Origin of the sequence: Brevibacillus sp. SIMBA_040, assembly GCF_046535075.1 — a bacterium.
Lineage (GTDB): Bacteria > Bacillota > Bacilli > Brevibacillales > Brevibacillaceae > Brevibacillus.
Map to the genome: position 1 here is coordinate 1 of NZ_JAWRXI010000092.1, position 347 is coordinate 347.

At 36.6% G+C, this 347-nt stretch carries 1 protein-coding gene; it reads right to left on the reverse strand.

Annotated features, from left to right (window positions below; all coding sequences use genetic code 11):
• Nucleotides 1-347: RagB/SusD family nutrient uptake outer membrane protein (locus SB752_RS32110; RefSeq protein WP_410719454.1), on the reverse strand; the 347-nt coding region annotated here is incomplete at both ends.

The following is a 347-nucleotide window of genomic DNA, read 5'->3' on the forward strand; positions in this document are numbered from 1 at the left end:
CTTGCTCTTAAACCTAAAATTACTTTTTCATCAAAATGCGATTTTGTTGTTCTGGTACTTCCGGTAAGCCTAGTTAATGCTTCATTTAAATCATTATTTATTTGAGTATAAACTTCCTCAACTGTATTTCTAGCCATTGGTACCTCATCTGCAACTAATCTTAACGGCACGCCCAGCTGGTTATTTGTTGTGTTTGGTACATATCTTTTACCATAAATCTGCGCCAACATATAATAACTAAATGCTCTAAATGCATAAGCTTCCCCAATTGCCTGCTTTATTGTTGTAGCATCAGCTGCAGTAGGAGCCGGAACATTTGGTCCATTTGCTATTACTAGGTTTGCATT